This window comes from Cytophaga sp. (genome assembly GCF_051961495.1).
Taxonomy (GTDB): domain Bacteria; phylum Bacteroidota; class Bacteroidia; order Cytophagales; family Cytophagaceae; genus Cytophaga.
Genome location: NZ_JBQCDF010000023.1, coordinates 1 through 13311, shown reverse-complemented (window position 1 = coordinate 13311; position 13311 = coordinate 1). Strand labels below are relative to the sequence as shown.

At 36.8% G+C, this 13311-nt stretch carries 13 protein-coding genes and 1 pseudogene; 5 read left to right on the top strand and 9 right to left on the bottom strand.

Annotated elements, in window-relative coordinates; genetic code table 11:
• Positions 1 to 590: class I tRNA ligase family protein (locus ACTHJT_RS01335; protein ID WP_440235823.1), on the top strand; the 590-nt coding region annotated here is incomplete at its 5' end.
• A 54-nt stretch (positions 591 to 644) separates the two neighbouring features.
• Here the strand turns inward: ACTHJT_RS01335 and ACTHJT_RS01330 are convergent.
• Entirely contained in the window at positions 645 to 1223 is a 579-nt protein-coding gene (locus tag ACTHJT_RS01330) for a T9SS type A sorting domain-containing protein (protein ID WP_440235822.1), read from the bottom strand.
• Between the two features lie 88 nt (positions 1224 to 1311).
• Here ACTHJT_RS01330 and ACTHJT_RS01325 point away from each other — a divergent pair, with 88 nt between their 5' ends.
• The gene (locus ACTHJT_RS01325; RefSeq protein ID WP_440235820.1) at positions 1312 to 1440 is read left to right on the top strand and encodes a hypothetical protein; all 129 of its coding nucleotides are present in this window, start codon (positions 1312 to 1314) and stop codon (positions 1438 to 1440) included.
• A 23-nt stretch (positions 1441 to 1463) separates the two neighbouring features.
• Positions 1464 to 1691 carry a hypothetical protein gene (locus ACTHJT_RS01320; protein ID WP_440235818.1) on the top strand — a complete coding sequence of 76 codons (228 nt, stop codon included), beginning with the start codon at positions 1464 to 1466 and terminating at the stop codon, positions 1689 to 1691.
• A 53-nt stretch (positions 1692 to 1744) separates the two neighbouring features.
• Here the strand turns inward: ACTHJT_RS01320 and ACTHJT_RS01315 are convergent, their stop codons facing one another.
• Complete coding sequence (locus ACTHJT_RS01315) at positions 1745 to 2170, bottom strand: hypothetical protein (RefSeq protein ID WP_440235816.1); 426 nt, start codon at positions 2168 to 2170, stop codon at positions 1745 to 1747.
• Positions 2171 to 2394: 224 nt separating this feature from the next.
• Between ACTHJT_RS01315 and ACTHJT_RS01310 the strand changes: the two genes are divergently transcribed.
• Both ACTHJT_RS01310 and ACTHJT_RS01305 read left to right on the top strand, forming a co-directional pair.
• Positions 2395 to 3945 carry a helicase HerA-like domain-containing protein gene (locus ACTHJT_RS01310; RefSeq protein ID WP_440235814.1) on the top strand — a complete coding sequence of 517 codons (1551 nt, stop codon included), beginning with the start codon at positions 2395 to 2397 and terminating at the stop codon, positions 3943 to 3945.
• 1 nt (position 3946) lies between these two features.
• Entirely contained in the window at positions 3947 to 5161 is a 1215-nt protein-coding gene (locus ACTHJT_RS01305; protein WP_440235812.1) for an NAD(P)/FAD-dependent oxidoreductase, read from the top strand.
• Here the strand turns inward: ACTHJT_RS01305 and ACTHJT_RS01300 are convergent.
• From ACTHJT_RS01300 to ACTHJT_RS01270, 7 genes and pseudogenes are all read right to left on the bottom strand, one after another.
• Positions 5158 to 5694: a hypothetical protein gene (locus ACTHJT_RS01300; RefSeq protein WP_440235810.1), complete on the bottom strand. Its 537-nt coding sequence runs from the start codon at positions 5692 to 5694 to the stop codon at positions 5158 to 5160. The genes ACTHJT_RS01305 and ACTHJT_RS01300 overlap by 4 nt on opposite strands.
• A 57-nt stretch (positions 5695 to 5751) precedes the next feature.
• Entirely contained in the window at positions 5752 to 6090 is a 339-nt protein-coding gene (locus ACTHJT_RS01295; protein WP_440235809.1) for a hypothetical protein, read from the bottom strand.
• Positions 6091 to 6210: 120 nt separating this feature from the next.
• Positions 6211 to 7971: a calcium-dependent endoglucanase Cel9C gene (gene cel9C, locus ACTHJT_RS01290; RefSeq protein WP_440235808.1), complete on the bottom strand. Its 1761-nt coding sequence runs from the start codon at positions 7969 to 7971 to the stop codon at positions 6211 to 6213.
• Positions 7972 to 8076: 105 nt separating this feature from the next.
• On the bottom strand, positions 8077 to 9204 hold the full coding sequence (locus ACTHJT_RS01285) for a CHU_1279 family cellulose-binding protein (protein WP_440235807.1): 1128 nt from the start codon (positions 9202 to 9204) through the stop codon (positions 8077 to 8079).
• A gap of 19 nt (positions 9205 to 9223) precedes the next feature.
• The gene (locus ACTHJT_RS01280; protein WP_440235806.1) at positions 9224 to 10408 is read right to left on the bottom strand and encodes a hypothetical protein; all 1185 of its coding nucleotides are present in this window, start codon (positions 10406 to 10408) and stop codon (positions 9224 to 9226) included.
• A gap of 20 nt (positions 10409 to 10428) precedes the next feature.
• Entirely contained in the window at positions 10429 to 12216 is a 1788-nt protein-coding gene (locus ACTHJT_RS01275) for a CHU_1277 family cellulose-binding protein (protein ID WP_440235804.1), read from the bottom strand.
• A 26-nt stretch (positions 12217 to 12242) separates the two neighbouring features.
• Positions 12243 to 13311: pseudogene (locus tag ACTHJT_RS01270) on the bottom strand (CHU_1276 family cellulose-binding protein); the annotation flags it as partial.

Here is a 13311-nt window from a genome sequence, read left to right as displayed (position 1 = left end):
GTCCGTTGGAGCAATCCAAACCATGGAACACAAATGGTATTGAAGGTGTCTACAAATTCCTGAACCGCTTCTGGCGCTTGTTCCATGATGCAACAAGCAACTTTAAGGTTAGTGATGCTGAACCAAGCGCTGAAGAATTGAAAGTACTGCATAAAACATTAAAACGTGTTGAAGAAGATATTGAACGTTTCTCATTCAACACACCGGTGAGTACATTCATGATTTGTGTGAATGAACTCGGTGCACTTAAATGTAACAAGCGCGCAGTGCTTGAACCTTTAACCATTGTGCTTTCACCTTTGGCTCCGCATATTGCAGAAGAACTATGGTCGTTACTCGGACATACAGAATCTGTTTCAACAGCAACATACCCTACCTGGGATGAAAAATTCCTGGTAGAAAGCAACCACGAATATCCGGTTTCCATCAATGGAAAAATGCGTGCGAAGTTGAATCTGCCGGTTGATATGCCAGCAGCAGAAGTTGAGCAACAAGTTTTAGCAAATGAAATTGTTCAGAAATGGCTTGAAGGAAAAGCTCCGAAGAAAGTCATTGTCATTCCGAATAAAATAGTCAATGTTGTTATGTAAAATAAAAAAGGACCGATAGCTATCGGTCCTTTTTTATTTTTATCATTTTTACTGTTACATTTTCACAAACCGTCTGGTATCAAACTTATCATCATTGCTGATAATCCGAAGTACGTATGTTCCGTTTTCCAGCTCACTAACATTCAGCGTTGGCAGAACCGTCGAGAAAGTTTCTTTTTTAATTAATACGCCCGTAGCAGAATAAACTTCAATGGCTTTGATCTCTTCAGGAGATTCAATAGTAACGGTTGAATTAGAAGGGTTGGGATATAATGCCTGTATGTTTAATGTTGGCTTTATAACCGGCGTTGGTACAGCAGCCGTAAATGCACCGGTCATAGAAGAGTGAATGCCGCATTTATATGCATAACTTCCTTCAGCAGTCACGGTATAGCTGAAGGTCGCATTCTGCGCCAGATTTGGTGAGGTAAACGTAGCAGCGCTACCGGGCACTAAAGTAGATACTACAGAGTGCGTAGTAGCATCCAGATTCGTCCAGGTAATAACATCACCCACACTTACATTTACAGAAGCCGGACTAAAAGCAAAATTCTGGATGGTAATGGCAACATCGGCCGCATGTACACAAAATGCCTGCAGACTAATGAATAAAATGGTAAAGGTATGTTTCATATATTTCATCGGGTTAGTTATTGAAAAGCTTTAAGAACATTGTAATTTCATAAAAAAAACAAAATATTCAATATAAATACGACTACATATGAAAAAGGTAACTTACGCACTTTTAGCAGCCTTGGTTCTTATTTCCCTTGAGGTGAACAGTACAAGTTTAAACGACAACGCTCCATATTCAGTAATTTCTTCTGAAACAACCACAACAGATATATAAATTACCTCACAACAAACCTTGGATTGTCAGCCACACAGAAACTTGCTGTAAAAACAGCTGTTGATGAAGCCGGAAATGAATTTTTAAAACTAAAGTCCTCTACAAAAAGTACTGCGGAAATCGCTTCTGCAAAAACTTCCATTGTCAATGCGCTTATAAAAAAATTAAGCAGTAGTGTATTAAATAGTACCCAATCGACAAAACTTTCTTCTTTAAGTGGTGAATTAACCTCGCTCTTTTCTAAATTATAAAAAAAGAGTCCCGATAGCTATCGGGACTCTTTAAATAATTATCTGTTTCGAAATTAGAAGGAAAGAAAATCAGCTGATTCTTTCTTTAATACTTCATGTGTTTTATTAGATTTAATACCATCAACAATCTTTTTAACAAGTACACCGGCAACAGCCATACGGATACCTAATTTGATTGCTAATTCAGTACAGAAATCAATTTTTTCTTCTTCATTGCCACCTTCCATTAGAACCATCTGTACACATTCGTATACTCTGTCGAAACGTAATGAATCGTTTTCAGGCGCTTTAAATTTAATAGGATCCTCACTGCGTATAATTTCTTTAACGCGGTCGTTACTTAAACCATTTTTTTCACCTAATTCGAAAATTAATTTTTTTTCGGCTACTGAAAAATTACCATCTAGTTTAGCGATTGCAACTAAGTTTGCAATTTGACTTTTAATTCCTTTTGTTTTTTTACTTACAAAGATTTCCATAAATAAAACTTTTCTTATTTCTTGTTTATACTGCAAAGTAAGTTAAAAAGTTTTACAATTCTACAAATATTCTAATATAATTTAATTCAAACTAACTTATATACTTATAAATCAGTAAAATAAATTCAACACCAATAAAAAAAATACAATTAAATCTTATTTTTAATACAGCTCTTTTTCAATATAAATAAATTAGTATTTTTACAATAACTAATATAAATAGTATGGCAAACAACTCCCAAGCATTCATCAACGAAATTCAAACTAAATACGCTACCACCGGCGACTTCATTGTATTAGGAAACGCCCTTCTGAATGGCGAAAACCAACCAAATGCTACTATAAAACTTCCTTTAAAAACATTAAACCGCCATGGTATGATAGCCGGTGCTACCGGTACGGGGAAAACAAAAACGCTTCAGACAATCGCAGAATCCTTATCACTAAAAGGAATTCCAACATTATTAATGGATATCAAAGGTGACTTAAGTGGAATTGGGGCAAGCGGAACAACGAATAGTAAAATTGAAGAGCGCCAGGCTAAAATAGGAATCCCATATGAACCTCAGTCTTTTCCGGTTGAACTATATAGTATCTCAAAAGAAAAAGGAATCAGGCTCAGAGCTACGATATCCGAATTTGGTCCGGTACTTTTTTCAAAAATCCTGGGCTTGAATGATACACAAAGTGGCATTGTTTCTCTCATCTTTAAATATTGTGATGATGAACGTCTTCCATTATTGGACTTATCTGATTTTAAACGTTTGCTCCAGTTTATTACCAATGAGGGCAAGGCTAATATTGAAAAAGAATATGGAAAGATTTCTTCAACTTCTACTTCAACCATTCTTAGAAAAGTAATTGAACTTGAACAACAAGGGGCGGATTTGTTTTTTGGTGAGTATTCATTTGAAGTTGATGATTTAGTACGAAAAGACAAAAACGGCAAGGGGTATGTTTCCATTATGAAGGTTACAGATATTCAGGATCGTCCGAAACTTTTCTCTACTTTCATGCTAAGTCTTTTGTCTGAAATCTACAGCACCTTCCCGGAAGTAGGTGATCAGGAGAAACCCAAACTGGTATTATTCATTGATGAATCACACTTAATCTTTAATGAAGCTTCAGATGCATTATTGAATCAAATTGAGACGATTATCAAATTAATACGATCTAAAGGTGTAGGTATATTCTTTTGTACTCAAAACCCGATGGATATTCCGGCATCGATATTAGGGCAATTAGGACTTAAAGTTCAGCATGCACTTCGGGCCTTTACAGCTGCTGACCGCAAACAAATTAAACAGACTTCAGAAAATTATCCTTTTTCTGTATATTATGATACGGAAACGTTGTTAACCTCTATGGGTATTGGAGAGGCTGCCATTACCGTTTTAACAGAAAAAGGTACTCCGGCTCCACTGGCTCATACATTACTTTGTGCTCCAAGATCCAGAATGGATATTTTAACAGAAAGTGAAATCGATTCAATCATTTCTAATTCTCAATTAGTTTCCAAATACAATAAGGAAGTTGATCGGGAAAGTGCTTATGAAATCCTGAATGAAAAATATGCTATAAAAGAAAAAGAACCGGAACCGGAAGAAACGAAAGCGGCTCCCCGGAAAAGTTCCCGTCCTGAAAAAAGTACTTTTGAAGAGGCCATCAATAGTCCAATTGCCAAGCAGGTTGGCAGGACACTGGTACATGAAATTGTACGGGGAATATTTGGGGTATTAGGCGTAAACACGAGTCAAAGAAAGCGTAGACGGTAAGATGATTATTGCGGTTATTGGCGGTGGTGCTGCTGGCTTTTTCAGTGCGATTACCTGCGCGGATTCTAATCCCAAAAACAAGGTCATTATATTTGAGAAAACGGATAAGCTTCTTGCCAAAGTCAAAGTCTCTGGAGGTGGTAGATGCAATGTAACAAATGCATGCAAATCGATTGCAGACTTTGCAGGTAATTACCCACGAGGAAAAGAGCTTCTGCAGGAAGCCTTTAAAACATTCAACAATAAAAACACCATTGAATGGTTTGAAAAAAGAAATGTAAAACTGAAAACCGAACCCGATGGGAGAATGTTTCCGGTTTCAGATAATTCTCAAACCATTATCAATTGCCTCATGGGTGAGGCTGTCAAACACAACATTGAAATACGTACAAAATTCCCTGTTGATTCAATAGAAAAAAAAGAAAACGGATTTTATATTATTTCAGCAAATCAACCTGCTCCGCTCTTTGCAGATAAAGTTATTGTGGCTACCGGCGGCTATCCTCAAGCCCACCACTACAATTGGCTTCAGAAATTAAATTTGCAAATCATCCCTCCTGTTCCATCTTTATTTACATTTAATATTCCGGGGTCTCCTTTAAAAGATCTTATGGGAGTATCTCATCCGGCAGCTGTAAATATTCTTCAAACAAACTACTCTTATAAAGGCCCTCTATTGATAACCCACTGGGGCATTAGCGGTCCTGCCGTACTTAAACTATCTGCATTTGCTGCCCGGGATCTTGCAGATAAAAAATACACCTTCGATGTACAAATCAACTGGCTTGCTGATCAACCCGAAATTTCTGAGGGTGATTTAAAAAACATCCGCGAGCAAAATGGGAAAAAACTTGTACGGAATGTAATTCCATTTTCATTACCTAAACGTTTGTGGGAACTATTCTGCAACCAGGCAGAAGTAAGAGAATTTGAAAACTGGGCAGAGCTTGGCAATAAAAAATTACAGCTTTTATTTTCCTACATAAAAAAATACAAACTTTCTGCCTCAGGAAAGACTACTTTCAAAGAAGAATTTGTTACCAGTGGAGGAATTTCATTAGCAGATATTAATGAAAAAACCCTTGAAGCAAAGCGCATCAAGGGTTTGTATTTTGCAGGTGAAGCTCTGGATATCGATGGTATCACAGGTGGTTTCAACTTCCAGGCGGCCTGGACTACCGGTTACATTGCTGGTAAAAACTGCGCCGAAGCTTAAGCTTTTTTAGGGGCTATTTTCGTACGATCCATATAAGATGTATAAAGTTTATCTATTATCAGATCCAGTAATCGATCATACCCAATACAGTTCTCATATATCAATTCTTTATTTTGGCCATATTCTGAAACAATTGCATTCAAATCCATTTCTATAGACGAGTACAACATAAAATTATTAAACTTGGATTGCTTTTTTTGCGGCAATGCAGATGCATCCGTTTCAACCGGATTAAAACCATACATATTCATCGTAATTGTATTTATGATACCGTATGATCCCGGATTTGAGATTTGGTTTTCAATAATAATAACAGCATCAACATTTAGTTTTTTTGCTAACTCTGCAAATGAATTTGAAAATGCAGGATCAAGTTTATTATTCGGCAACTTTATAAATTTATACGGATTTGAAGTACAAAGATCGTAGTTGCTGGTGTCAGATATTTTTTTTCTATATGAATTTGAATACTGGACATTCATTGAATCGTAGAATCGTTTTTGATCAGCAGTAAAATTCTCTGGTGTAATCAATGTTGAACCTAATTATTCAAAACTTGAAATAATAGACTCTATTGAATAACTCAATAATTAAGCAGATAACTTATTTACTCGAACAGCATCTACCCATCCTGTTTGTGCCCAGTATTCTGATGCTGATTTATTGGTTATAACAATAGAATTATCCCAAACGTAAAATGAAACCAACGCAATTTTTTTAGGAAATTCTTTCGCATTACTTAAATTAGGATAGTTCCCGTGCCCGTCAATAAATGGATAAAACTGAGCAATATCAGGGTTGTCGTGGATCTTCTTCTGTATAAATTGATCTGGAAATAATGCATAATCTTCCAAAAACAATTGCGCCTGAGACGAAAGTCCAAAGAAACAAATAAAACTGGCTGCTATAATATTTTTGAAACGTAACATAGTAAATTAAATAACTGGTTTTACTATTAGTATACGATATTTGAAAAATACAGTCTATTGGAAGTAATAAAAAAGGGGCTTATCGCCCCTTTTTTATTGTTTTTTTTAAAATCACAGGAATTATTTTCTTCCTTTCGTAGCTTCTACTGAAAGAATTAAGAAAGAAATAGGCGAATTCCAGTTAATTGCAACCTCATTTGTCGCATAACTACATTGTTCGTCGATGTAACATTTTGCCGGTAATTTAGTAGTGTATTTACCAGGGCAATATCCGGCATCTTCCTGACCAGGGTTAGGTCCACCAGCCAACATACCCGGCACAGGTTCAAGAACACCATCAGCTTCACTTGGTCTATGGTGCGGATTCATTACCTGCTTTGTTCCATAGCCAGAAATATAGCAGTAGCCTGTACCGTTACGTCCTAACAGGTAATCCAGGTTAGATATTGCAGCTGTTAAATAAGCTCCATCACCGGATAATTTGTAAGCGTTCATTAACAACATGCCTTGGTTAGCTGCCGTTGAGTTACTTCCCCAGTTAAAGTTACCGTTGCTAATACCCATTGCAATTTCAAATGCCGATTTACCGGATTGGTATTTTTGCAATTTAGTTGCCATACTAAGAAGTTTATCTTTAACAAGCTCAACTGTAGGAGCGTATGTTTCAGGCAAATAATCTCTGTTCTGGATAATGCTGTACAAGCCTAAGGTATTAACTTTTGCCCAGTTTGGTAATTCAAAATCTGTACGTAATGTGAATTCAATATTTGCATCTTCTCCATAACTGGATTTATTTGTTGCTATGAATAATTCAATAGCAGCCCATTGAAATTCATCGCTCACATTTCCATCGTCATATGCCCCTGTGTTGATATCAGGATTGAACTTCTGATTCATTACTCCTTGGTTATATATAACATTTTTGTTCTTTTTAGCCCAATTGTATGCAGCAATACTTTGTTCCAAACATTTATCAGAAAATGCTTTATCTGTTTTTTTGTAAACTCTGTAAGCTACAGCCATAACAGCAGCGAAATCTAACGTTGCAGCGGTCGTTTTCATAATTACATACCTGCCGTTTGTAGCATCAGCAGGCATTACAGAACCATCAAAGTTGGTATTGGTCAATTTATGGTATACACCACCATCTTCGTCCTGCATGGTAACCATCCAATCCAGGTTCCAACGAATCTCATCAAGAATATCCGGAATGTTGTTTGTATTTTCCGGAATATTCAACTTTAATGTATCAAAGAATTTAGGGTATTGTTCATACAATGCCATCAATGTGTATGTACTGATACCGGAGTTTACAATATATTTATTGTAATCCCCTGCATCATACCATCCTTTAGATGATTTGATTTTAGTACCTTCAGGTCTGGTTGCTGTAGCAGCAGAAGCATGTACAATCACCTGATCATCCGGGTGCCCCGCAGCTCTTGCCCATTTACCGGCATATTGTGCAGGTAATGCTGTAGAAGCACGCTGGTAGTAAAGAAAGCCTAATGAAGCTTTACCTATAGTTAAATTTACCTGGTTTGAGATCTCAAATGGATAAGAATCTCCTACTCCTGGTACAGAAATATAATATTTGCCTGTTTTATTAAATTTAGTAAAATCAGCTTTATTGGAATACTCATCTGAATATTCCCACATACCCATTGGTTTTAATTCTCCTGAGTATACTTTTTCTTTAGTAGCAGCATTAATTACAAAGAATTCACGAGCTATAGAATCCGTTACGATAGCAACTTTTTCAGTTGATGGATAAAATCCAACCTGATTTAAACGAATCTTATTTGTTGCATTCTGAGCAAACACAATACTTGCAATTGACAATAGTACTGCGGTAAAGCCGAACGATTTGATTTTTAACATTGAAACCATGTTTTCGGGTTTAAATTAAATGACACAAATTGATAATGAAGTAACATTAAACAAATACGATGCCTTAAAATTCATCAAAGCATCGTATTTGTAATTTTATTGACCTGAAGTTTGCTCCTGGTATTGTTTATCGGTAATAACTTCAATTTCATCAATGAAGATTTTACCTGTATACGGTTCACCACCCGGATTTACAAAAAATATAACATCTCGCATACCTGAAGGATCAACTGTTTGGTTGTCAGGATATGTTTGAGCATACTTACCGGAATAGTTATAATAATAGTTTTTAAATTCAGAAGATACTTCAATCTTTTTGATCAATGGAGAGGCATTTGTAATATGGCCGTTTTTATCTTTAAAGTCCATACGCAAATCCGGGGCAGCGCCTTCAGCTCTCGCTTTAACACGAACAATCTGAGCTTTTGTGAAATCCATTTCGTTGATTGCTCTACCAAATGTTTCATAACCAGGACCTACACCAGTACATTCAATCGACATAATATCCCCTTTTTTCTCAAGGTTCAATTTTTCGTTTGCTACCCACCAGGAGTAAAGTTCATCCTGAAAATCATCCACCATACCACCAGCAGTAGCAACAACTTTAGGTAATTCGTCTTTTGATACTACCTTGATGTAATCAATGTACAAAGTACCAGACCAGTCAGCCATACCACCATTGATAAAGATCAAAAAGTCATGAATCATTTTTTCATCGACGATTTGATTATCCGGCCAGGATTGCTTCCATTTACCGGTAAAATCAAAGTAGTAGTCTTTGTATTCAGTCCCCAGGTGGATACGCTGTTTCGGAGAATCCGCATTAGCATCCATCTGGTTGATATCTTTCATGTGAATAATAACTGTTGGTGGCTTTTCACCTTCAGCTCTGCAACGCATTTTAATTACAGAACACTGAGAGAAATCCAGTAAAGCCGTTTCAGTACCGAAGCAGTCCCATTTAGAACCGATGTCTTTACCAACTACTTTTAATGTATCACCAACTTTAGACAATTTAGTCTGGTCATTGCTAACCCACCAGCTATAGATTTCACCGGTGAAATCATCCATGGTTCCTTTCTGAAACTGACACGCAGGAGTTCCCACATCCGGGTCTTCCATCACGGCAATCTGATTACTGTCATCCAAAACCTGCGACTCAAAAGAGGCGCATTGTTTTGCTGTAACAGCTAATAACAAGAGTATTGAAGCTAAGAATTTCATTTCTTAAATGTTGTTAAAGTTATTTCTTCGGATCGAATGGAGCTCCATAGGTAAAGCAAGCGAAATCCAGATCAATTGAAACCGTATTAAACGGAGGACTTGAAACCATTCCCAATTGAACTCTGCAAACTTTTTGAGGCTCCAGTTTTCTGTTACCAAAACCACCATTTGCAAAATCTTCAGAAGGAAGTAAATCGCTGTATTTACAAGAGAATAATTTCCAGCCAGTATGCTGCACAGGAATTTTAAACACCCATGAATCTTCAGAAGAAGGGCAGAAATGATCTGTTCCTGTTCCTGTTGGTTTTTTAGCATAATAGTCACAATTTGTTGCAGTACTGTTATCACCCCGATCATCTTCATGACATTCAAAGTTCAATGTAGCAAAAGGTTTTGCTTGATTACCATCCTTATCAAAAGGCATACCATTGATTCCACGTACATACACATTCAGATATATCTTATCGGGATCCGTCCAAGATGTCGGGAAAAAATATGTTGAAGCAGCAGAATTTCTTCTACTTTGCAAACCACCTACGAAGAAACCATTCTGTTCTGTCGATTTTCCAATAATACGAAGTAAATACTGTCCTTCCGGAGCACGTAAGGTATCTGCTTGTAAAATTGCTTTTGTTTCCCCTCCGATATTAAACAAGGTTGGAAACGTTGATGCATAACTAGAGTTATTTGTTGGCTCAAAATCACTATTGTTTGACGTTGCAGCACCATTAATCAACATAAACGTTGGAGTCACAACTCTGAAATTTCTTGCATTAACAATCGTAACGGTATCTGAAGAACAAATGCCTGCTTTTCCGCTTACAATCAAATCTGCACTTACTTTTTCACCACTTTCAAAGAAATACAATTCATCGTGATTTCCTATCCAGGTTGCATTAGAAGCGTTTAATACAGACGAAGTTCCGGAAATTGTTTTAACCGCCGTAGATGTTTGCCCTCTCAAAACGATCTTCCAACTCACAGTTTCGTTAAACGTTGCAGCAAATTCCAATGGTAAACCTAGGGATAAGTCAATTGAGGTTGTTGGTGAACCTCCAAACTGGGCATCCAAGGTACCACAGGTGAAGTTACTGCTCGCAGCTATATTTTTAGGCATGCCACCTTCATTAAGGTCTTTCTTCTTACAAGAGACCGTAATTAAAGCTACTGTGGCAATAATACCTAATTTTATTAATCTATTCATAGTCTTAATGGACATTAAAATTAGAATATCATTGTATAGTTAAAGAAGATCTGATTAATGTGGTAGTTTCTCATAGAAGCTTCTTTGAACTTAACTGCCTGGTTAACCCAGTTAACCGTGAAGTACGTATTCTTGCTGAATCTGTATCTTGCACCTGCTGAAAGCAATGTTTGAGATTGGCTTAAATCCACATTATAAAACGACTTTGTCGTATCAATACGGTTATATTCATCTCTTAAGAATATACTTTCATGCCCTTTTGCATTAATCATTTTAGCGCCACCCAATATATCAAGGTTTTTCACAACCTCTACAGTTAAACCTAAATCAATTAATGTTGATTTCAAATCTACCGGACTTACACCAGTTCTTTGCGTATTTTCATTACGAATACCTGCAGTTAAAATGATATCCTTTTCAAAACGCAACACTTTGTGTGCATTAAATCTAGCACCACCTTTGATACCTGTGTATTTACGTGCTGAAGCACCAGCTGTATCAGCAACCGCCTGAGACATCAGATCAACAGCAAAATCAGCTTTAACTACTTTTTCATTGTTACCGATAGAACCGCCGATTGTTAAACCTTTACGGTTTGGAGTAGCTTGTCCGTAAGGAGTAATGTTATTATATGCAGGATTGTATTGCATTAATGAATTTTTCAGGTTCAGGTTACGTAAATCCTGGTCTGTTACATAATCCATTAAGGTAGCCCCCCCCATAGCCGCAGATGATCTTGAATTCAAAGGATCAACACCTGGAGCATTTTGTAACTGACTGAACAAATCTACAGTACCGTAATCATTGATTCTTCTTGTCTGAGCACCAGAACTGAAGAAGTTTTCGCTTACATTTCTGTAATTCACATACAATTTCAATAATAATGGCTTATACTTTGCAGAAACTCCTACGTCATAAAAATTACCATTTGTGCTAACAGTATCAGCTTCTTTATAGCTATACTTGTTTGTAGAAGCTCCTGCTTCACCATACACTGAATAATCAACCTTGTCTGTAAAATGTGTAAACTTCAAATCACCGGTTACAACCTGGTTTTGATTTGTAGATAATGGAGAAGAAACTGTTCCGGCAGCATCAAAGATGTAAATGTAGTTACCACCTATCTGAAGCATTCTGCTTTGGAAAATCTCTGCACGGCCACCTACCATGAAGCGATCCGGTACACTTGAAGGAACATATCTTCTGTTTCTTGTAGCAAAGAAACGAAGACCTAATTTTTCGATGCCTTGGTTGAAACGTAAGCTTGTTTCAAGATGAGCTCCTTGTAAACGCCATTTATTTCCGAAGTTGAAGTTTTCGTATTCAACTACACTTCTTCTTTGAGCAAGGATGTCTGATTCATAGTCGTTGTAAATTTCGCTGAAGTTGTGCAGCGTATATTTACTTAACTCCAAATCGATATCACCGATTTCGTATTTAACTCTTTTAGAAATAATCCCGTCCAGTTTTAACTGACGGAACAAGAACTGTGATCCGTCACCATAGAAACCACCAAAGCTGTTTTTCAAACGCAATGTAGCGCTGGCTCTTAGTGTCTCATTTGGCTGAGCATTCACCCCCAAATCAAAAATGGTATAACCATCCGTTGATTTTCTGGCAGATTTTAAATCCTTTTGTTGTGGTGGTGTTGCACCTAAATCTTCATTTAGAATATTTCCACCAAGATAACTTCCTGTTACCAACGCACGACCTAATCCGTTCCAATACACTACCTGAGCGTTTGAAACCATCATCGTACCAGCAGTCATTGCTGCTAGTATTAGAACTTTTTTAGCAAATGTTCTCATTATTGACATCTATACTAATATATATTTTAGAAAAATATTTTTAATTCAACTGTAGTTTCCATCCCTCTGTATCTATCGAGAGTGAAATTTTTGTCTGTATGACCAAACCATCTGTTTCTTACGTAAAGACCTGCTCTACCTGAGAAATCATAATCAAGTCCTAAACCATAACCCCAACTGAACTGGTCAATTGTTGCACCTTTATCAGATGTTGTGCTTAAGATAGGATTATTATAGATGTCTTTGATTACATCGCCAGGTGAGTACTGAATACCTTCAGCAGTAGTTCCTGATGTTGTATAAGCCTTTTCAACACGATTGTTTGCTTTTACAGTTTCAACGCTACCAAATGTAACAACAGTCACTTTTGGATGCAGGCTGTAGAATGCCATTAACTCTTCGTAGAATGTTCTTAAGAAGGCTTTGTCTGTAAATACAGGGATAGGATTGAAATTATCGTCTGTAACAGAGTTATATGTGTTAAAGTTATTCAGGATCAAATCACGACCAATGAACTTAAGTTTGTAACCTAAGTTCAGGTTAAGTGTTTGATACATCTTTAAATAATCAACAACTGTATCTGTAATACCGAAAGATTCATACACCCTTCTGTAGATACTTGTATTTCTTTGGTATGGACCGGCGTACTTCTGGAAGTATGTGAAACGTGATGTAGTGAATGAGTTCGTCTGGTGCCAGTAAGAAATACTGTTTCCTCTGTTAGAGAATAATGCATCAACATTTTCCCACTCTTTTGTGAAACCCCATGATACAGCCAGTTTTAACTTACCATAAGTATCTTCATGCTTCAGATAGGTACCCCATCTGTTGTTACACATCTGACCAATGTCTGTAATTGCACCCGGGAAAACAGTGATATCATTGTTTGTATTAATATTTGTCGGAGTTGCTACAGTGTGATTGTTAGCAGTATTTAATGCTTCACTGTTTACGTTAGCAACCGATTTTCTAACAGAAAATACCTGAGCTGATAACGGGAAACCTAACCATGATTTAGCCAAAGCGATCTGAAAATTGAAACAGTGTGATTTCAATGGATTTTTCCAATCATAGTTCAAGCCAGTAACAGAATCT